Raw genomic sequence first — 19,822 nt, 5'->3', positions numbered from 1 at the left:
GGGCAAGCCCCCTCCCACACTTGAATGTATTCACACATCAAAATGTGGGAGGGGGCTTGCCCCCGATGGCGATATCAGCCTTCACACAGCAATCAGCTCTGGCACTTAGGGCAAAACACACTCGCCCGCTGCCCCAGCACCACATTGCGCAACTCGCTCCCGCAGACCTTGCACGCCTCGCCGCCCCGGCCGTAGACGAACAGTTCCTGCTGGAAATCCCCCGGCTGCCCATCGCCGCCGATAAAGTCGCGCAAGGTGGTGCCGCCGCGCTCGATGGCGGCCGCCAGAATGCGCTTGATCTCGATCGCCAGCTTCAGATAGCGCCCGCGTGAAATGCCACCGGCCTCGCGGCGCGGATCGACCCCCGCCGCGAACAGCGCTTCGGTCGCGTAGATATTGCCCACGCCCACCACCACCGCGTTGTCCATGATGAACGGTTTGACCGCCATCGAACGCCCACGGGACAGTTTGAACAGGCGCTCGCCATCGAACAGGTCGGTCAACGGCTCCGGCCCCAGGCGGATCAGCAGTTCGTGGTTATGCGGGTCCTGGCTCCAGAGCATCGCACCAAAACGCCGAGGGTCGGTGTAGCGCAGGGCCAGGCCCGACTCCAGCTCAATGTCCACATGCTCATGCTTGGCCGCCGGCAGGCCGACTTCCACCAGGCGCAGGTTGCCCGACATGCCCAGGTGGCTGATCAGGGTGCCCACTTCAGCGTTGATCAACAGGTACTTGGCCCGCCGCTCCACCAGCACGATACGCTGCCCGGACAGGCGTACATCGAGGTCTTCCGGGATCGGCCAGCGCAGGCGTCGCTCGCGCACCACGACGCGGCTGACCCGCTGGCCTTCCAGGTGCGGCGCAATCCCGCGCCGAGTGGTTTCGACTTCTGGTAACTCGGGCATGTGTGCCTCGTGAGGTAAGGGTCAGTGCGCGCCCAGTTCGCGGATCGACAACTTCATGCTTTCGAAGTCGTAGTCCGACAGGCCCACGTAGTCCAGCACCAGATGGCCAATCGCGTCCCACTCATAGTCGACCGGCTGGTTGCCCAACACCCGGTACGACGCGCAGATGTGCTCGGCCATTTTCAGGATCGCCAGCAGGTTCTTGAGCTGCGGATTGCGCGGCGACTCATCGCTGAAGATCGCCAGGGCGTTGTGATGGTTGGCAATGGCGTCGGTCACATGCTCCGGCAGGCGCCAGGACTTGGCGGTGTAATAGCCGACCACCGCATGGTTGGTGTTGAACGCATTGTTTTCGGTATCGACCACTCGGCAGTCGGCACCGGCATTGGCGTAGGACTCTTCGAGCACCGCCATGTAATTGGGGAAGCGCTTGAGCATCAGCGGTACGCCGCAATCGTGGAACAGCCCCAGGGCATAGGCTTCGTCCACCGCCTGGGCGCCGGTGCGCTTGGCCAGGGTGAGGCAGGTCATGGCCACGTCCTGGGCGGTGTCCCAGAAACGGTTGAGGGTGACGATGGTGTCGTCGCTCATCTCGCCCTTGATCGACAGGGCGTTGATCAGGTTGATGATTGAACGGCTGCCCAGCAGGTTAACGGCGCGCTGGATCGAGGCGATCTTGTTGCTCAGGCCGTAATACGATGAGTTGACGATCTTCAGCAGCGCGCCGGACAGGCCCGGGTCCTGGGAAATCAACCGCGCGATCACTTCCAGGTCCGGGTCGGGCATGTACTGTTCCATCTGCAAATCCACCATGATTTGCGGCTGAGGCGGCACACTGATGCCTTGCAGGGCCTGCTGGATCTGTTCGGCGGAAAGCTCTTGGGACATAAGTACACACTCTGGGCGAGAGGGGGATTCTAACCCCGATGGGAAGCTGACCGACACCTCAAAAAACCAAATGGCACTCCTATCAAATGGACGCCACAGCACGCGCCCCCCCTGCAACCCATCAGGCCAAGCCACGAAATGTAATGCAACACGGTATACTCCCGCTCTTTTTTCCGGAGCGACGTCATGTCCCTGCCAAGCCTGCGTCTCAAAGCCAACGCCGATCGTCGTTTGCGCAACGGCCACCTGTGGGTCTACAGCAACGAAATCGACGTGGCCGCCACCCCACTCCACGGCTTCCAGGCGGGCGACCAGGCCATCCTCGAAGCGGCCGGCGGCAAGACCCTGGGCATCGTGGCCATGAGCCCGAACAACCTGATCTGCGCGCGCCTGCTGTCGCGTGACATCAAGTTGCCTTTGGACAAGTCGCTGCTGGTACACCGCCTGAACGTCGCCCTGTCCCTGCGCGACCGCCTGTTCGACAAGCCGTTCTACCGCCTGGTCTACGGCGATTCCGACCTGCTGCCGGGCCTGGTGGTCGACCGTTTCGGCGACATCCTGGTGGTACAGATCGCCTCGGCGACCATGGAAGCGCATAAAGAAGACGTGATCGCCGCCTTGACCCAAGTGCTCAAGCCGAGCGGCATTCTGTTCAAGAACGACTCCGCCGCGCGCGACGCCGAAGGCCTCAACCGCTACGTCGAAACCGTGTTCGGCCTGGTGCCGGAGTGGGTCGCGCTGGAAGAAAACGGCGTGAAATTCGAAGCCCCGGTGATCCAGGGCCAGAAAACCGGCTGGTTCTATGACCACCGCATGAACCGCGCACGCCTGGCCCCGTATGCCAAAGGCAAGCGCGTCCTCGATCTGTACAGCTACATCGGCGGCTGGGGCGTGCAAGCCGCGGCCTTCGGCGCCACTGAAGTGTTCTGCGTCGACGCCTCGGCCTTCGCCCTCGACGGTGTAGAGCGCAACGCCGCGCTGAACGGCGTCGCCGAGAAAATGACCTGCATCGAAGGCGATGTTTTCGAAGCCCTCAAAGAGCTGAAAGCCAGCGAAGAACGCTTCGACGTGATCGTCGCCGACCCACCGGCCTTCATCAAACGCAAAAAAGACATGAAGAACGGCGAAGGCGCCTACCGCCGCCTCAACGAGCAAGCCATGCGCCTGCTCAGCAAGGACGGCATCCTGGTCAGCGCCTCGTGTTCGATGCACCTGCCGGAAGACGACCTGCAGAACATCCTGCTGACCAGCGCCCGCCACCTGGACCGTAACATCCAGATGCTCGAACGCGGCGGCCAGGGCCCGGATCACCCGGTACACCCGGCGATTGTTGAGACGCGCTACATCAAGAGCATCACCTGCCGGTTGCTGCCAAATAGCTAAAGACCAAAACCGTCCCCCTGTAGGAGCGAGCTTGCTCGCGAAAAACGCATAGACGACGCGGGCTACCTGATAGCGCTGCGTCATCGTTGACGTTCTTCGCGAGCAAGCTCGCTCCTACAAGGGGGAAGAGGTCACAACCAGATGGCGTCCCATAGCGGGTACTGGCCGATATGCTTGACCAGCCCTGCACGCAAGGGATTGGCCACGATATAGCGGGCCGTTGCTTTCAAATCTTCCTCCCGACGCAGTGCGCGGTCGAAGTAACCTTTTTGCCATAGGGTCCCGAACGAACACCTGGCCTGGTTGATGGCACGGGCACTTCGCGACTTGGTGATTCGCATCAGCCTTGGCAGGTCACCGTTATGCAACTCGACCAGCCAATGGAAATGGTCAGGCATGACCACCCAGGCCAGCGAAGTCGCCTCACCCTCGTCCTGAGCCTGCCTGAACTCACTGACAAGCAGGCGGCCGATGCGCCAGTCCTGAAAGACCGATTGCCGTTGATGGGTAACCGCAGTGATCAGGTAAATCCGGCCCGACTCCGAACAGCGCCCGATGCGCAGCCGATGTGCACGTTGCTGGGTGGACATTCCTTCGTCCTCTTCTGTGAGTGGAAGAGAAACGGTAGGCGCAGCGACGTCAACCGGCCTCTAAACAGTGGTTCTGAATATGTCCCCCCCCTGTAGGAGCGAGCTTGCTCGCGAAAAGCGTCAACAATAACGCCGTACTATCAGGAGGCCCGTGTCGCCTGTTCGTTTTTCGCGAGCAAGCTCGCTCCTACATCAGATTGGTTGATCCGAGCGTGCGTCGCCACGGCGCTTTTCGCCATTCCCTCCAGCCGCCAGCGGTGTAGAATCGGCCTATTCATCGCCAGTCATCCCCCGGCGGGTTTATGAGCTCGAGGCCAAAACGCACGGCGATCCCGTAACGTTTGCGGCAACGTCCGGACACCACGGCCATTTTTCGGGTGTTCCAGACGTCCATAGAAGCTCACTCCCCTTAGCACCTGATTAGTTTTGATTAGCCGCCCGGAGGGCTCCAATGCCAGATTACCGCTCGAAAACATCCACCCACGGCCGCAACATGGCCGGCGCCCGCGCACTGTGGCGTGCCACGGGGATGAAAGATGACGACTTCAAGAAGCCGATCATCGCGATTGCCAACTCGTTCACCCAGTTCGTCCCCGGCCACGTCCACCTCAAGGACCTGGGCCAACTGGTCGCCCGCGAGATCGAACGCGCCGGCGGTGTCGCCAAAGAATTCAACACCATCGCCGTGGACGACGGCATCGCCATGGGCCATGACGGCATGCTGTATTCCCTGCCGAGCCGCGAGATCATCGCCGACTCCGTGGAGTACATGGTCAACGCCCACTGCGCCGACGCCATCGTGTGCATCTCGAACTGCGACAAGATCACCCCCGGCATGCTGATGGCCGCCCTGCGCCTGAACGTCCCGGTGATCTTCGTCTCCGGCGGCCCGATGGAAGCCGGCAAGACCAAACTCGCCTCCCACGGCCTCGACCTGGTCGATGCCATGGTCATCGCCGCCGATTCCAGCGCTTCTGACGAGAAGGTCGCGGAATACGAGCGCAGCGCCTGCCCGACCTGCGGTTCATGCTCCGGCATGTTCACCGCCAACTCGATGAACTGCCTGGTGGAAGCCCTGGGCCTGGCCTTGCCGGGCAACGGTTCCACGCTGGCCACCCACAGCGACCGCGAGCAACTGTTCTTGCAGGCCGGCCGCACCATCGTCGAGCTGTGCAAGCGCTACTACGGCGAGAACGATGAGTCGGTGTTGCCGCGCAACATCGCCAACTTCAAGGCGTTCGAAAACGCCATGACCCTGGACATCGCCATGGGCGGTTCCACCAACACCATCCTGCACTTGCTGGCCGCGGCCCAGGAAGCCGAGATCGATTTCGACCTGCGCGACATCGACCGTCTGTCCCGCCACGTGCCGCAACTGTGCAAAGTCGCGCCGAACATCCAGAAGTACCACATGGAAGACGTGCACCGCGCCGGCGGGATCTTCTCGATCTTAGGTTCCCTGGCCCGTGGCGGCCTGCTGCACACCGACCTGCCGACCGTACACAGCAAGTCCCTCGCCGAAGGCATCGCCAAGTGGGATATCACCCAGACTGACGACGAAGCCGTACACACCTTCTTCAAGGCCGGCCCGGCGGGCATCCCGACCCAGACCGCGTTCAGCCAGTCGACCCGTTGGGACACCCTCGACGTCGACCGTGAAAACGGCTGCATCCGCAGTGTCGAGCACGCCTATTCGAAAGAAGGCGGCCTGGCCGTGCTGTACGGCAACATCGCCCTCGACGGCTGCGTGGTGAAAACCGCCGGTGTGGACGAGTCGATCCATGTCTTCGAAGGTCGCGCCAAGATCTACGAAAGCCAGGACAGCTCGGTACGCGGCATCCTCGCCGACGAAGTCAAGGAAGGCGACATCGTGATCATCCGCTACGAAGGCCCGAAGGGCGGCCCGGGTATGCAGGAGATGCTCTACCCAACGTCGTACCTGAAATCCAAAGGCCTGGGCAAAGCCTGCGCGCTGTTGACCGACGGCCGTTTCTCCGGCGGCACCTCGGGCCTGTCCATCGGCCACGCTTCGCCTGAAGCCGCTGCCGGCGGCGCGATTGGCCTGGTACAGGACGGCGACAAGGTACTGATCGACATTCCGAACCGCTCGATCAACCTGTTGATCAGCGACGAAGAACTGGCCGCGCGCCGGGTCGAGCAGGACAAGAAGGGCTGGAAGCCGGTGGAGAAGCGTCCGCGCAAGGTGACTACTGCGTTGAAGGCTTATGCGTTGCTGGCGACCAGTGCCGACAAGGGTGCGGTGCGTAACAAGGCAATGCTCGACGGTCTGTAAGGCCCGCCCATGAAAATGCCCCGCCAGGTGCGGGGCATTTTTTTTGCTGGGAGAAAACCTCAATAACCATGAGGATCAAATGTGGGAGGGGGCTTGCCCCCCGATGGCAGAGTGTCAGTCGATACATCCACAGCTGACCCACCGCTATCGGGGGCAAGCCCCCTCCCACAGCTTGACCGTGTGAACCCAATCAAGTGTGGGAGGGGGCTTGCCCCCGATAAGCAAGCGACTCGGTCTTACTGGATCTCATCCGGCTTGACGATCACCCAGTTCTTGTCCGCCGTCACCGGCAAGCCTTCCTTGGCCTGGGCGGCCGCGTGCTTGGCCATCATGCCGTTGAGCTGGGTCATGTACTTGTCTTTGCGGTTGACCCACAGGTGAATGCCGCCCTTGGCCACGTCCACATCGTGGAACAGCATGTAGCCGTCGCTGGTCGGGGTATCGCCGCCGACGATTACCGGTTTTTTCCATTCGTCGATGTAGGTCAGGATCGCGGCGTGCTTGCCGGCCATCCAGGTCGCCGGGGTCCACAGGTAGGGGGTCAATTCCAGACCGAGGTTGGCTTTTTCGTCGTATTTGCCGGCCGTGATCTGCTTGCGTGCGGTGGTCAGTTCGCCGGTCTTGCGGTCCTTGAGCAGGGTGCTCACGCCGATGACGTTCTGCGGTTTGACGTTGTAGCCGTACTTCGGATCGGCAGCGACCATGCGTACCAGCTCTTCCGACGCGGCGGTCATCACATACACCTCGATGCCGTTTTCCATCAGCTTGTTGTACAGCTCGGCCTGGCCGGTGAAGACTTTCGGCGGCTGGACTTCGGAGTTCTTCACCGCGTCGCCTTCGAAATAGCTGACCGGCACTGGCTTGCCGGAGGCCATCAACTCATCGACCTGGACCTTGAGTTCCTTGAGGGTAAAACCTGCAAACACCTGGGCCACCCACGGGTAGCAGACCATGTCGTCCACTTCGCAGAGGCGATAGTAGTAACTGAACAGACTTTCCTTATGGTCGGCGGTGTCTTTGAAGGGCATAAGCTTGAGCGATGGGTCGAGGCTGTCGCGGGTGATCAGGCCCTTGTTTTCCATGTAGGGCAGCAGGGACTCTTCGAGGTCGTAGCGGTAGCTGGTGTTGTCCATGTCGAACACCGCGAAGTTACCCTTGTTGGCGTTGGCGGCGATCATTTCGTTCAGTTGTTTGGCGGCCGGGGCCGGCCAGTGTTTCAACTCGGTGGCGGCGAACGCCTGGCCGGCAAGTGCGAGGCAGAATGCGGCGGATACCAGTAGTTTCGGCGCGAGCTTCATAGGCGTTGTCTCCCTGAGTGAAAGACATCGACGCTAACAAATCCCTGTGACAGTTTTCGCCCGGTCGCGACCGCTTGCGTTCTGATTCCGCCATTGCCATGCGCCTGAGCGCCAACTACTTATTCCAAAAACGACAGATACCATTCCATATTGGTATTAAATCAATATATATCAAGCTGTTAGGCTTCCCGGTTCGCAATCGCAGGCTCACGCGATTGGCAACACTCTCAACGGAGCTTCAATGAATCTGCCCCTGATTCTCAACTTACTGGTGTTCGTGGCCCTGTTGCTGGGCCTGGCACAAACCCGTCGAACGAACTGGAGCCTCGCCAAGAAAGTCCTGTTCGCCCTGATACTCGGCGTGGCGTTCGGTACGGCCTTGCACGCCATTTACGGCGATGGCAACCCGGTCCTCAAAGCCTCTATCGGCTGGTTCGATCTGGTCGGCAACGGTTATGTGCAGTTGCTGCAAATGATCGTGATCCCGCTGGTGTTCGCTTCGATCCTCAGCGCCGTGGCACGTCTGCACAACGCCGCGTCCCTGGGCAAGATCAGCTTCCTGACCATCGGCACCCTACTGTTCACCACCGCGATTGCGGCGCTGATCGGCATCGGCCTGACCAACCTGTTCGGCCTCACCGCCGAAGGCCTGGTGGCCGGCACCCAGGAAATGGCGCGCCTGCAAGTGATCCAGAGCGACTACGCGGGCAAGGTCGCCGACCTGAATATCCCGCAGTTGCTGTTGTCGTTCGTGCCAGCGAATCCGTTTGCCGACCTGGCCCGCGCCAAGCCGACCTCGATCATCAGCGTGGTGATCTTCGCCGCCTTCCTCGGCGTGGCCGCGCTGCAACTGCTCAAGGATGACGTGGAAAAGGGCCAGAAAGTGCTCAACGCCATCGACACCCTGCAAGCCTGGGTGATGCGCCTGGTGCGCCTGGTGATGAAGCTCACGCCCTACGGCGTATTGGCGCTGATGACCAAGGTGGTCGCCGGCTCCAACCTGCAAGACATCATCAAGCTCGGCAGTTTTGTCGTGGTCTCGTACCTGGCGCTGGGGCTGATGTTCGTGGTGCATGGCCTGCTGCTGTCGCTGGCCGGGATCAACCCGCTGCGCTTCTTGCGCAAGGTCTGGCCGGTGCTGACGTTCGCCTTCACCAGCCGCTCCAGCGCGGCGGCGATCCCGCTGAGTATCGAAGCGCAGACCCGCCGCCTGGGCATCCCGCACGCCATCGCCGGTTTCGCCGCCTCGTTTGGCGCGACCATCGGCCAGAACGGTTGCGCCGGTCTCTACCCGGCAATGCTGGCGGTGATGGTCGCGCCGACGGTCGGCATCAACCCGTTGGACCCGCTGTGGATCGCGACCCTGGTGGCGATTGTGACCTTGAGTTCGGCGGGCGTTGCCGGCGTGGGCGGCGGGGCGACGTTTGCCGCGCTGATCGTACTGCCAGCGATGGGCTTGCCGGTGTCACTGGTGGCGCTGCTGATTTCCGTGGAGCCGCTGATCGACATGGGCCGTACCGCGTTGAACGTGAACGGTTCGATGACAGCGGGGGCGATTACCAGCCAGATCATGCAGCAGACCGATAAAGAACGGCTGAATGCGGATGAGCATGCGGAGTTGGCGCAGGCCTGATAGACCGCTATCGGGGGCAAGCCCCCTCCCACACTTGATCGCATTCACCCGGTCAAATGTGGGAGGGGGCTTGCCCCCGATGCTTTTAGGCTTTTTCCCAAACTTCGAAGTTGTAAGCCGGCTTGTCACCTTCGGCTGGGTTCTGCAGATTGGAAACCAACTTCCACTGGTTCTCATCAAACGCCGGAAACCACGCATCCCCTTCCGGGCTCAGCGCCACCCGCGTCAGGTACAGGCGATCCGCCTGTTCCAGCCCCTGTGCATAAAGCTGCGCGCCGCCGATCAGCATCAGCTCATCCACGCCCTGCTCCAGGGCCCACGCTTGCGCGCGTTCCACCGCCGCTTCAAGCGACGGAAAAACTTCCGCACCTTCCAGCGCCAGGTCGGTCTGACGACTGACCACAATGTTCAAGCGCCCCGGCAGCGGTCGGCCCAGGGAGTCCCAGGTCTTGCGCCCCATGATGATCGGCTTGCCCAGGGTGGTGGCCTTGAAATATTTGAAATCCCCCGGCAAATGCCAGGGCATGCTGTTGTCGACGCCGATCACACGGTTTTCACCGAGGGCTGCGATCAGGCTTAGAGGGAGAGTTTTTTTCATGGCGACGAGAATACCAGAGCCACGCGAAGCGTACCCCAACCGGCTGCACAGCGGTTATGCTCCAGGCTCACTGACACAACAGGACGGCGCGTGACTGCACTGACCCCTCTGCAAACACTCTGGCTGACGGAAACCGTGCGCCTGCGCGAAGAACACGCCGGCCCGCTGGAAGATCAGCAAGCCAATCGCCTGGCCCGCACGGCCGGTGGCGACCTGTCGACGCGCATTCAACAGCGCGCCCTGCACCTGGCCGAGCGCGATGGGCTGACAACCGCCCTCATCCGCTGGCTGCAAGGTGCGCGTTTGGCCCTGATACTGCTGGCGATAGTCGCGGTGATCAGTGGTGCAGGCCTGGCCTTTGCTGCGCTGGGTAACGGCCTGACCCCGGTGAATGTGTTCTGGGCGCTGGGCAGCCTGCTCGGCTTGAACCTGATCCTGCTGATCAGTTGGGCATTGGGCCTGCTGTTTGCCGGAGAACACAGCGCCAGCCTCGGCCGGCTGTGGTTGTGGCTCAGCGAAAAACTCGCGCGTGACGCCAAAGCCGCGCAACTGGCGCCGGCGTTGCTGCTGCTATTGCAGCGCCAGAAGCTCAATCGCTGGGCCGTCGGGGTGCTGGTCAACAGCCTGTGGTTACTCGCATTGCTCAGCGCGCTGGCGATCCTGCTGACGCTGCTCGCCACCCGGCGCTACGGTTTTGTGTGGGAAACCACCATCCTCGGCACCGACACCTTCGTCGCCGTGACCCAAGCCCTCGGCGCCCTGCCCGCCCTGCTTGGTTTCAACGTCCCCACGGTGGAGATGATCCGCGCCAGCGGCGATTCCGCCCTGAACATCGACAGCGCCCGCCAGGCCTGGGCTGCCTGGCTGGTGGGTGTGCTGCTGATCTACGGCCTGTTGCCGCGGTTGACCCTCGCCCTGCTGTGCCTGTGGCGCTGGAAACGCGGACGCGCCGCCCTGCGCCTGGACCTCAACCTGCCCGGCTACAGCCAACTGCGCGAACGCCTGATGCCGAGCAGCGAGCGGCTTGGGGTCAACGATGCGGCACCGGAGCAGTTGCACGCGGTCAGCGGCGGCGTCAGCGAACTGCACAGTGACGGCGCGCTGGTGGTCGCCATCGAACTCGACGACCAGCACCCGTGGCCGCCGAAGCTGCCGGGCAACGTGCAGAACGCCGGCATCCTCGACAGCCGCGAATCACGCCACAAACTGCTGGAACAACTGACCCGCTTCCCGCCCGCGCGCCTGGCCATCGCCTGCGACCCGCGCCGCTCGCCCGACCGGGGCAGCCTGGCGCTGATCGCCGAACTGGCGCGCAGCGCCAGCGCCACCCGCGTGTGGCTGCTGCAAGCGCCACCCGGCCAGGCGCTGGACGCCGAGCGCCTGGGCGATTGGCACGCGGCGCTGCAACAACTGGAACTGCCCTTCGCCGATTGCGCGCCGTTGAACTGGCTGGAGAGCGGCCATGACTAAACCCCTGAAACTCGCCGTGGTCGGCCACACCAATGTCGGCAAGACCTCGCTGCTGCGCACCCTGACCCGCGATGTCGGTTTCGGCGAAGTCTCCCATCGCCCCAGCACCACGCGGCATGTCGAAGGCGCACGCTTGTCGGTCGAGGGCGAAGCTCTGCTGGAACTCTACGACACCCCCGGCCTGGAAGACGCCATCGCCCTGCTCGACTATCTGGAGCGCCTCGATCGCCCCGGCGAACGCCTCGACGGCCCGGCACGCCTGGCGCGGTTCCTGGAAGGCAGCGAAGCCCGCCAGCGTTTCGAACAGGAAGCCAAGGTGCTGCGCCAACTGCTGGCCTCCGACGCCGGCCTGTATGTGATCGACGCCCGCGAGCCGGTGCTGGCCAAATACCGCGACGAACTGCAAGTGCTGGCCAGTTGCGGCAAACCGTTATTGCCCGTGCTCAACTTCGTCAGCAGCAACGATCATCGCGAACCGGACTGGCGCGAAGCCCTGGCCCGCCTCGGCCTGCACGCACTGGTGCGGTTCGACAGCGTCGCGCCGCCGGAAGACGGCGAACGCCGCCTGTATGAAAGCCTCGCCCTGCTACTGGAAAACGCCCGGCCCCAACTGGAACGGCTGATCCTCGACCAGCACGCCCAACGCCAGGCCCGCCAGCAAAGTGCCGCGCGGCTGATCGCCGAACTGCTGATCGACTGCGCCGCGTGCCGGCGCAGCGTGGTCACTGAAGAGGAACCGCAAGCCATCGGCGATTTGCGCAAGGCCGTGCGCCAGCGCGAGCAGCGTTGCGTGGAAGCCTTGCTCAAGCTGTTCGGCTTCCGCCCGCAGGACGCCGCCGCCAGCGACTTGCCGCTGCTCGACGGGCGCTGGGGCGATGACCTGTTCAACCCGGAAACCCTCAAGCAACTCGGCGTGCGCGTCGGCGGCGGGATTGCCGCCGGCGCGGCCGCCGGTGCCGGGGTCGACCTGCTAGTGGGTGGGTTGACCCTTGGCGCCGCCGCGCTGGCGGGCGCCATTGCCGGTGGCGCGCTGCAAACCGCGCGCAGCTATGGCGGGCGCCTGCTGGGCAAGATCAAGGGCCAGCGCGAGCTGACCGTCGACGACAGCGTGCTGCGCCTGCTGGCCCTGCGCCAACGCCAATTGCTCAAGGCCCTGAACCTGCGCGGTCATGCGGCGATGCACAGCATCAAGGTCGACACGCCGCAGGACAAGACCTGGCGCGAAGGCAAGCTGCCCGACGCCCTGCACAAGGCCCGCGCCCACCCGCAGTGGTCGTCCCTCAACCCCCACGCCAAATTGAGCCAGGCCGAGCGCCAGGAGCAGGTCGAAGCCCTGGCCGCCCGGCTCGATGAAGCCTGACTCCGCTTATTGACGCGCGTACCACTCAAAGCCCAGAAAGGTCGTACACAACGTGCGGATCAGCTCTTTATCGGCCTTGTCCGCAATACCGTCGCGGTCGATGTCACTGTTGGTAAACGATTCCAGCACCCCGTCGCCATCGCCGTCATAGGCCGCCTTGTAGATCAGCGAGCCCTTGCACTGCGGCGCCGTGCGCTCTTGGAATTCCAGCTTGACCGCGTTGGGCGTGCCGGCCTTGGCGTAATGATCGACGTACAGCGTCAACGTGCGCTGCCAGTGGCTGCGCCGATTGAACCAGTTCAACTTCAAAAAGCAGTCGGCGAAGGTATCCACCCGCTGTTTTTCCAGCCGACAAGGGCGAGTGATCGGGTTCAGATCGTCCGCCCATTGCAGGTCGACCCGGCCGTCCGCGCTCATGTCCACGGCGAAGATCTCGTGGATCAGTTCATCGGGACAGCCAGCCTGCTGCTCATAGAAGTGCAGGATGACTGTGTCCGCCCGACCGTTGCCGCTCATGTCCTGGGCCGTCACTTTTAAGTAGCGCATCAGCGTTGCTCCTTGGATTGAAGAAGCAAGCCACCTTAGTGATCCGACCTCAGGGGCTCTAGGCGGCGCATCTGCGTTTGGCGTAAGGCCAATCTACGCAACCAGTAGCCGCGCGGCCTTGGCCTTGAGTACCTGCAGATCGAGCACCGGCACCTGCGCTTGCTTGGCCTGTTCGTCCCAGTGGCGCAGACGCAGGCTGATGGCGTAGAGCGGGTCTTGCTCGAACGCCCGCGCTTCGTCAGGCGTCATTGCCCCGCCTTGATACGCCAGCGTGCGGCGGCTGGCTTCGCTCAACCGGGCGTAGTAGTCCGGCTGGCTGAAGGTCAGGTAGCGCTTGGCCTCGACGTGATATTCCACCAGCCGCGCCAGGCGCTCGCTGAAACCGACGCGGCGCAGGTAATCGGCGCCCAGCCGCTCATGGCTGACCACGCCATAGCCGCCCATGTTCGCGCCGCCCTGGCCGCAGAGATGGCCGATATCGTGGAAAAACGCGGCCAGCACCACTTCATCGTCGAAGCCTTCGGCCATGGCCCACTGCGCGGCCTGGGACATGTGTTCGAGCTGCGACACCGCCTCGCCGATGTAATCCGCCGTGCCGTGTTGCTCGTACAGGCCGAAGACCTCGGCAATCACCTGCTGCGGATTCATCATGCCGCCCCCCACAGTGCGCTGATATTGCGCTCGCCCAGCGCCGGCCCCACGCTCATGCCCACGCCGGTATGCATCAACGCGGCGCTGACGCCGGGCGCCACGCGCAGGAACGAGAACGGCACCGACCCGCGTGCGCCGTAGACGCCCTGCCAACGCTCGACCACCTGGACCTTGCAACCCAGGGTCTGCTCGGCCAGTTCGAGCATCCAGTCATCGACCTGCTCGGCGTTGAAGGGCGATGCATCGCGGCCGTAGTCGTGGGAGTCGCCGATGATCAGTTCGCCATGGGGCGTCGGGCTGATCAGCAAGTGAATCCCGTGCTCATGCAGGTACGGTGCCTCGCGCAGGATCTGCGCCTGCACCGCCGCCGCTTCCGGCAGGTCGGCAAACGCGCCGTAATGCACGCAACTGAGGCCGGTGAGCAAGGCGTGTTGCAGGTTCAGGTTGACCGCCGGCCGCGCGCGCAGCATTTGCAGGCGGCAGATATGCGGGTCGAGTTCGGCAATCGCTTCGGCCAGCAGGGTTTGGTAGTCGTGGCCCGAGCAGACCACGATCTGCGCGCCACGAAAACTGCCCGCCGTGCTGTGCAACTGGCCGGGCTCGACGTCGCGCACCAGGGTCGAAAAGTGAAACTCCACCTGCAGTTCCTCGCGCAGGTAATCGATCAGCGCCGGGATCGCCTCGCGCGAATACAGCTGCTGATCGTCCTTGCCGTGCAACGCTGCGCGGTGATGACGGAATTGGCCGCCGTACAGATCTCGCAACGCTGCGCCCTGCAGCAGTTCGACGTTATAGCCATACGCCTGGGCGCGGCCGGCGCAGAAGGCTTCCAGCAGGTGTTCTTCGGCTTCGCTGCGGGCGAACAGATACGAGCCGTTGCGCTTGAGCTGCAAGCCGGCCAGCCGCGCCCATTCGCCCCAGATATCGCGGCTTTGCCGCGCCAGGTCGAGCATCGGGCCTGGCGGTTGGCCGGTGACCAGGGCCTGGCCGAAGTTGCGCACCGAGGCGCCCAACGGCGTGGCGCTGCGCTCGAACACCTTGACCTTGAGCCCGCGCTTGGCTGCCGCGTAGGCGTGGGACAGGCCGAGGATGCCGGCGCCGATGATCAGCAGGTCGCTGTGGTGTGTCATTTAGTGATGTCCTGTTTTCAAGACCGCTATCGGGGGCAAGCCCCCTCCCACACTTGACCGAGTTCCAACATGAGAATGCGGTCAACATGTGGGAGGGGGCTTGCCCCCGAAGAGGCCATCAGCCCAAACGGAGTATTTACTGACCCGCTACCTTCTCCGACTTACCGTCATAGCGCTTGCGCCATTCAGTCAGAATGCTGTCGCGGTTTTTCGAGGCCCAGGTGAAGTCGTTCTTGATCAGCCGCTGCTCGTAGTCCGCCGGCAATTCGGTCTGCGGCTTGGCGATGCCCGGCTGGGCGAGCACGGCGAAGTTGTCCTTGTACAGGTCCATCGCCGCGGTGCTGGCGGAGAAGTCGGCGAGTTTCTTCGCCGCGTCGGCGTGGGCGCTGCCTTTGATCACCGCCGTCGCTTCGATGTCCCAGCCCAGGCCTTCTTTTGGTAGGATGATGTCCAGCGGCGCGCCCTGGCGCTTCAGCTGCACGGCCGGGTATTCGAAGGAAATACCGATCGGGAATTCACCCGAAGCCGCCAGCTTGCACGGCTTGGAACCGGAGTGGACGTACTGGCCGATGTTCTGGTGCAGGTCGTCCATGTACTGCCAGCCCTGCTTCTCGCCGAAGGTCTGCAGCCAGGCGCTCACATCCAGGAAACCGGTGCCCGAGGACGCCGGGTTGGGCATCACGATCTTGCCCTTGTACTCAGGCTTGGTCAGGTCTTGCCAGCTCACCGGTTTGCTCAGGCCCTGCTTCTCGGCTTCGACGGTGTTGAAGCAGATCGTCGCGGCCCAGACGTCCATGCCGACCCACGCAGGCGGGTTGGCGGCGTCACGGTAGTGTTTGCCGATCTTGTCCAGGCCCTTGGGCGCGTAACTTTCGAGCATGCCTTGCTGGTCGAGGATCGCCAGGCTCGACGCGGCCAGGCCCCAGACCACATCGGCTTGCGGGCGGTCTTTTTCCGCGAGCAGCTTGGCGGTGATGATGCCGGTGGAGTCACGCACCCATTTGATTTCGATGTCGGGGTTGGCCTGCTCGAAGGCCTGTTTATAGGTCTTCAATTGCTCGGCTTCGAGGGCCGTGTACACGGTCAATTCAGTCTTGGCGAAGGCATTCAGGCTGAATGCAGTGAGTACGGCAGCGACCAACGCGAGGGGCTTGAACATGGCATACCTCCTTCAGGGTTATTGGCCCGGCGCGGTCTGGCGCCAGGCTTGGGAGCGGCGCAACGCGCCACGTGAGGCCCACGCCAGCAGCAGCGAGACGCCGGCCGAAGTGAACAGGATCAAAGTGGACATGGCCGCCGCGCCGCCCACATTGCCGGCGTCGTCCATGTTCAACACGGCGACGGCGGCGAGGATGGTGTCGGGGCTGTAGAGGAAGATCGCCGCCGAGACAGTGGTCATCGCCGACACAAACAGGTAGCGCACGATGTCCAGCAGCGCCGGCAGGCAGATCGGCACGGTGACGCGCAGGTAGTGGCGGTACAGCGGCGCCTTGAGCGACAACGCGGCGGCTTCGAACTCCGCGTCCAACTGGCGCAGCGCGGTGGTGGCGGTCATCTGCGCGGTGGTCAAATAATGAGCGATGGTACACACCACCAGCAGCGTCATGGTGCCGTAGAACACATGCAGCGGGTTGCCGCTGAGGTTGAAGAAGAAGACGTAGCCCAGGCCCAGCACCAGGCCCGGCACGGCCATCGGCACGAAGCTGAGCATGCGCAGCGCCAGGTTGAGGCCCTTCTGGCCCTGGGTCTTTTCCATCAGGTACGCGCCGGTGAAGATCAGCACGCTGCCGATCAACGCCGTACACAGCGCCAGGGTCAGGCTGTTGCGGTACGCCAGCCAGCCGCCGCCGGCTGTGTCTTCGAACTGGTAGTGGTTGAGCGACAGCGACAGGTTGTAGGGCCAGAACTTCACCAGCGACGAGTACACCGCCATGCCGAACACCAGCAGCAACACCGCGCAGATCAGCAGCACGATGGCCAGGTAACAGGCATCGCGCCGCCGCGACGGGGCCGGCTGGAACACTTGGGCACGGCCGCCCATGGCATCGCCCTGACGCCGACGCAGCCAGGTATCGACGCCAAAGCTGAACAGCGCCGGCAGCAGCAACACCATGCCGATCAACGCCCCGCGCCCGAACTGTTGCTGGCCGACCACGGCCTTGTAGGCTTCCAGCGCCAGCACCTGATAATCGCCGCCGACCACCACCGGTACGCCAAAGTCAGTGATGGTCAGGGTGAACACCAGGCAAAACGCGGCGAACACCGCCTGGCGCGTGGCCGGCCAAGTGATGCTGCGAAATGCCCGGGCCGGGCTGGCGCCCATGCTCGAGGCGGCATCGAACAAGCGCGCATCCGCCAGGGAAAGCGCCGACAACAGGATCATCAAGGCGTGTGGGAAGGTGTAGATCACCTCACCGAGGACAATGCCCCAGAAGCCGTAGATATTCTCCGACAACAAACCGCGCAGCAGGCCCTGGTTGCCGAACAGATAGACCAACGCGATCCCCGGCAGCATCGACGGCGCCATCAAGGGCAGCAGCGACAGCCCGCGCCAGAGCGCCTTGGCCGGGATCAGTGTGCGTTGCAGCGCGTAGGCAAACAGATACGCCAGCGGTACGACAATGACCGCCACGCTGAGGGAGACTTTCAGGCTATTCCCAAGCAGCCAGTGGAAGTTGGCGCTGCTGACCAGTTCCCGCGCCGCCACCAGCCCGCCGCCCTGCCCGGCTTCGCTGCTGAAGCCGCGCCAGAAGATCGCCAACAGTGGCAACAACACCGCGATGCCCAGCAGGCACAGCCATAGCCATTTGCCGCCCAGCACGAAAAGGCGGTCGCCCAACTCGGCACGAGACACCCGGCGTGCAATGGGCAGCGTCATCAGCGCACCCATGTCAGGCAAACACCTGCAGGCTGCGCGGCGGCAACGCGACCCAGATGTCCTGGGCCCCCAGGCGCGGCATGGCTTCCGGAGCCAGTTCGGCCAGCAGCGGATGACCGGGCAGTTGCGCCAGTTCAAAGCTCATGCGGCAACGGTTGCCGAGGAAGGTGATCTCGCGGACCTTGGCCGCAAACAGGTTCTCTTCATGCACCAGCGGGTTGACGCTGATCGCCTCCGGGCGGCAGAACAAGCGCCCGGAGGTGGCCGCGCCAGCATCATCGGCCAGGCGCATGTGCATCCCGCCGACCTGGGCGTGGCTCGCGCTGCTGCGGCTGAACGGCAGCCAATTGCCCTGGCCGACGAACTCCGCCACGAACGGTGTGGCCGGGCGGTCGTAGATCTCTTGGGGCGTGGCGTATTGCTCGACCTTACCGTTGTTCATCACGGCAATGCGGTCGGCCATCAACATGGCTTCGTCCTGATTGTGGGTGACCATCAGCGTGGTGACGCCCAGGCGCCGTTGCAGTAGGCGCAGTTCGGTACACAGGTGCTCACGGACGCGAGCGTCGAGGGCCGACATCGGTTCATCGAGCAGCAACAGCGAGGGTGCCGGCGCCAAGGCGCGGGCCAGGGCGACCCGTTGTTGCTGGCCGCCGGAGAGTTGGCCGGGGTATTTCTTTTCGCTGCCGAGCAGGCCGACCAGTTCGAGCATCTGACCGACACGCTTGCGCACTTCATCGCGACCGCTGCCGGTGAGGCCGTAGCCGATATTCGCTTCAACGCTGAGGTTGGGGAACAGCGCGTAGGACTGGAACAAAATGCCGTAGTCCCGCGCCTGCGGCGGCAGCAGGGAAACATCCCGCTCACCCAGATAAAGCTCCCCACTGTCCTGGCGCTCGAGGCCGGCGATGCAGCGCAGCAGCGTGGTCTTGCCGCAACCGGACGGGCCCAGCAGGCACACCAGCTCGCCGGCGGCGACGTCCAGGGACACGTTGTCCAGCGCGGTAAAGGCGCCGAAGCGTTTCTGGATACCGCGCACCTTCATTGGCGCGCCGGGTTGGGTCAGGGCTGTGTTCATGGAGGCACCTCATCAAACAGATGAGGGCCATGCTAGGCAGGCAATGCGTCCCTGATGTGGCAGAAAGGCAAAACGTGGCGATAGTGGTATTGGTGGATTTGGGTAGGGTTTATCCAGAAGGGGTGGCCTTGAGGGCGCTATCGGGGGCAAGCCCCCTCCCACATGTTGACCGCATTCTCATGTTGGAACTCGGTCAAGTGTGGGAGGGGGCTTGCCCCCGATAGCGCCCTCAAGACCACCACCACCTGTCAAAGCGGCGACATTTCCTGCGCCAACCCGAGAAAAGCAGCTGGCAGGCGAGCGCCTTTTCTTTCCTTGAGGCAGTAGAGGTACTCAGCGATCTGCGGCGCGTTCTCGATGGTCAGCACCCGCAACTGCGGGTCGTGGGGCACTTCCTGGCGGGCGATGATGCTGATGCCGATATTGCGCAGCACCGCTTCACGAATCGACTCGCGGCTGCCGATTTCCAGCAGCGGCCCGTAACTCACGCCGGCGCCCTGCAGCAGCTGTTCCGTCAGGCGTCGCGTGGTGGAGCCGGCTTCACGCATCAACAGCGTATGCCCGGCCAGCGCGCTCAACGGCACATGATCGAGCGTCGCCAACGGGTGGTTGCGATGCACCGCCAGCACCAGCGGATCGGTGCCCAGCACACGGCGAATCAGGCGCGGGTCTTCCAGCAGTTGCGAGGACGCGGCGACGTCGACGCGGTAATCATCCAGGGCTTCGAGCACCTGTTGGGAGTTGCCGATTTCCACCGACACTTCCACCTGGGGCAAACGCTCGCGGAAGGCTTTGACCAGGTCGAGGATGTAATACGGCGCCGTCGCGGCAATCCGCAATGCGCCCTGGACCTGGCCACTGTTACGCAGGAAAAACTCGATATCCGCTTCCTGTTGCAACAGCGTCTTGACCATCGGCAGCAGGCGCGCGCCTTCGTCGCTGACCGTCAGGCGGCGGCCCCCGCGATAGAACAGCTCGACGCCGTACTGGCTTTCCAGGTTGCGGATCTGCGTGGTGACGGTGGGCTGGCTCAGGCCGAGTTTTTTCGCCGCCTGGGTAATGCTGCCCAGGCGGGCGACCATAAAAAACGCCTTCAACTCGGCACTCAGCACACCACCCTC

17 protein-coding genes are annotated in these 19,822 nt (G+C 63.4%); 5 read left to right on the top strand and 12 right to left on the bottom strand.

The features are described from left to right. Positions 1-92 precede the first annotated feature (92 nt). Positions 93-905: a bifunctional DNA-formamidopyrimidine glycosylase/DNA-(apurinic or apyrimidinic site) lyase gene (gene mutM, locus INT12_RS08985; RefSeq protein WP_193058823.1), complete on the bottom strand. Its 813-nt coding sequence runs from the start codon at positions 903-905 to the stop codon at positions 93-95. A gap of 21 nt (positions 906-926) precedes the next feature. After that, entirely contained in the window at positions 927-1,739 is an 813-nt protein-coding gene (locus tag INT12_RS08980; RefSeq protein WP_193039782.1) for an HDOD domain-containing protein, read from the bottom strand. 240 nt (positions 1,740-1,979) lie between these two features. Here INT12_RS08980 and INT12_RS08975 point away from each other — a divergent pair, with 240 nt between their 5' ends. After that, a complete protein-coding gene (locus tag INT12_RS08975) occupies positions 1,980-3,176 on the top strand; it encodes a class I SAM-dependent rRNA methyltransferase (protein ID WP_046381745.1) in 1,197 nt (398 codons plus the stop codon). 131 nt (positions 3,177-3,307) lie between these two features. Here INT12_RS08975 and INT12_RS08970 read toward each other — a convergent pair whose 3' ends face one another. After that, positions 3,308-3,766, bottom strand: a complete 459-nt coding sequence (locus INT12_RS08970) for an REP-associated tyrosine transposase (RefSeq protein WP_193039778.1) — start codon at positions 3,764-3,766, stop codon at positions 3,308-3,310. Positions 3,767-4,217: 451 nt separating this feature from the next. Here INT12_RS08970 and ilvD point away from each other — a divergent pair, with 451 nt between their 5' ends. After that, on the top strand, positions 4,218-6,059 hold the full coding sequence (gene ilvD / locus INT12_RS08965; protein WP_046381743.1) for a dihydroxy-acid dehydratase: 1,842 nt from the start codon (positions 4,218-4,220) through the stop codon (positions 6,057-6,059). A gap of 236 nt (positions 6,060-6,295) precedes the next feature. On the opposite strand, the gene INT12_RS08960 is transcribed toward ilvD, so the two are convergent. Next, a complete protein-coding gene (locus INT12_RS08960; RefSeq protein ID WP_017845038.1) occupies positions 6,296-7,357 on the bottom strand; it encodes a hypothetical protein in 1,062 nt (353 codons plus the stop codon). Positions 7,358-7,598: 241 nt separating this feature from the next. On the opposite strand from INT12_RS08960, the gene INT12_RS08955 reads away from it, so the two are divergent. Next, the gene (locus INT12_RS08955; protein WP_102618288.1) at positions 7,599-8,990 is read left to right on the top strand and encodes an L-cystine transporter; all 1,392 of its coding nucleotides are present in this window, start codon (positions 7,599-7,601) and stop codon (positions 8,988-8,990) included. 85 nt (positions 8,991-9,075) lie between these two features. Here the strand turns inward: INT12_RS08955 and INT12_RS08950 are convergent, their stop codons facing one another. Then, positions 9,076-9,588 (bottom strand): dihydrofolate reductase, encoded by a 513-nt coding sequence (locus tag INT12_RS08950; RefSeq protein ID WP_104904290.1) that lies wholly within the window; start codon positions 9,586-9,588, stop codon positions 9,076-9,078. A gap of 90 nt (positions 9,589-9,678) precedes the next feature. Between INT12_RS08950 and INT12_RS08945 the strand changes: the two genes are divergently transcribed. Both INT12_RS08945 and INT12_RS08940 read left to right on the top strand, forming a co-directional pair. Continuing rightward, positions 9,679-11,058 carry a DUF2868 domain-containing protein gene (locus INT12_RS08945; RefSeq protein WP_193039776.1) on the top strand — a complete coding sequence of 460 codons (1,380 nt, stop codon included), beginning with the start codon at positions 9,679-9,681 and terminating at the stop codon, positions 11,056-11,058. Further along, positions 11,051-12,418 carry a DUF3482 domain-containing protein gene (locus INT12_RS08940; RefSeq protein ID WP_017845042.1) on the top strand — a complete coding sequence of 456 codons (1,368 nt, stop codon included), beginning with the start codon at positions 11,051-11,053 and terminating at the stop codon, positions 12,416-12,418. Before INT12_RS08945 ends, INT12_RS08940 begins: the two co-directional genes overlap by 8 nt. 6 nt (positions 12,419-12,424) lie before the next feature. Here INT12_RS08940 and INT12_RS08935 read toward each other — a convergent pair whose 3' ends face one another. The 7 genes from INT12_RS08935 to INT12_RS08905 all read right to left on the bottom strand — a co-directional run bounded on the left by INT12_RS08935 (position 12,425) and on the right by INT12_RS08905 (position 19,813). Further along, positions 12,425-12,964, bottom strand: a complete 540-nt coding sequence (locus INT12_RS08935; protein ID WP_193039775.1) for a hypothetical protein — start codon at positions 12,962-12,964, stop codon at positions 12,425-12,427. Positions 12,965-13,057: 93 nt separating this feature from the next. After that, the gene (locus tag INT12_RS08930; protein ID WP_026139794.1) at positions 13,058-13,612 is read right to left on the bottom strand and encodes a phosphonate degradation HD-domain oxygenase; all 555 of its coding nucleotides are present in this window, start codon (positions 13,610-13,612) and stop codon (positions 13,058-13,060) included. Further along, the gene (locus INT12_RS08925; protein WP_193039774.1) at positions 13,612-14,745 is read right to left on the bottom strand and encodes a TIGR03364 family FAD-dependent oxidoreductase; all 1,134 of its coding nucleotides are present in this window, start codon (positions 14,743-14,745) and stop codon (positions 13,612-13,614) included. Before INT12_RS08925 ends, INT12_RS08930 begins: the two co-directional genes overlap by 1 nt. Before the next feature lie 136 nt (positions 14,746-14,881). Further along, on the bottom strand, positions 14,882-15,904 hold the full coding sequence (locus INT12_RS08920) for a putative 2-aminoethylphosphonate ABC transporter substrate-binding protein (protein ID WP_017845046.1): 1,023 nt from the start codon (positions 15,902-15,904) through the stop codon (positions 14,882-14,884). An 18-nt stretch (positions 15,905-15,922) separates the two neighbouring features. Beyond that, complete coding sequence (locus tag INT12_RS08915) at positions 15,923-17,635, bottom strand: putative 2-aminoethylphosphonate ABC transporter permease subunit (protein ID WP_046381734.1); 1,713 nt, start codon at positions 17,633-17,635, stop codon at positions 15,923-15,925. 1 nt (position 17,636) lies between these two features. Next, entirely contained in the window at positions 17,637-18,701 is a 1,065-nt protein-coding gene (locus INT12_RS08910; RefSeq protein ID WP_193039773.1) for a putative 2-aminoethylphosphonate ABC transporter ATP-binding protein, read from the bottom strand. A 248-nt stretch (positions 18,702-18,949) separates the two neighbouring features. Next, complete coding sequence (locus tag INT12_RS08905; protein ID WP_193039772.1) at positions 18,950-19,813, bottom strand: LysR family transcriptional regulator; 864 nt, start codon at positions 19,811-19,813, stop codon at positions 18,950-18,952. Positions 19,814-19,822 lie beyond the last annotated feature (9 nt).

Source organism: Pseudomonas sp. K8 (assembly GCF_014889455.1).
Taxonomy (GTDB): Bacteria; Pseudomonadota; Gammaproteobacteria; order Pseudomonadales; family Pseudomonadaceae; genus Aquipseudomonas; species Aquipseudomonas veronii.
This window is presented reverse-complemented; position numbering and strand designations above follow the sequence as displayed.